This is a genomic window from Ochrobactrum sp. SFR4, assembly GCF_019730395.1.
Lineage (GTDB): Bacteria > Pseudomonadota > Alphaproteobacteria > Rhizobiales > Rhizobiaceae > Pseudochrobactrum.
In genome coordinates this window covers 1-313 of sequence record NZ_JAAPBB010000530.1, presented here as the reverse complement: position 1 = coordinate 313, position 313 = coordinate 1, and the positions used below count along the sequence as shown (strand labels likewise).

Here is a 313-nt window from a genome sequence, read left to right as displayed (position 1 = left end):
CGATCAGTGCATTGAGCTGTTCGATCTTTGACAGCATGGAGGTGATAAATTTCTGACCGCCGAAGCCCGGATTAACTGTCATTGCCAGAATGAGATCAACATCATCGATCACATTTTCAAGCGCAGAGGCAGGAGTACCCGGATTGATCGCGACACCCGCTTTTTTGCCGAGGTTGCGGATTGCCTGCAGCGAGCGGTGCAGGTGAGGGCCAGCCTCAGCATGAATAGTGATGATATCCGAACCGGCTTTGGCAAATGCTTCCAGATAAGGATCACAAGGTGCAATCATCAAATGCGTGTCGAACACTGCATC

The 313-nt window shown here is 50.8% G+C and carries 1 protein-coding gene; it reads right to left on the bottom strand.

Annotated elements, in window-relative coordinates; genetic code table 11:
• Window positions 1-313, bottom strand: a 313-nt coding sequence (locus tag HBA93_RS20115) for a ribulose-phosphate 3-epimerase (protein WP_502910155.1), incomplete at both ends; no start/stop codon positions are given.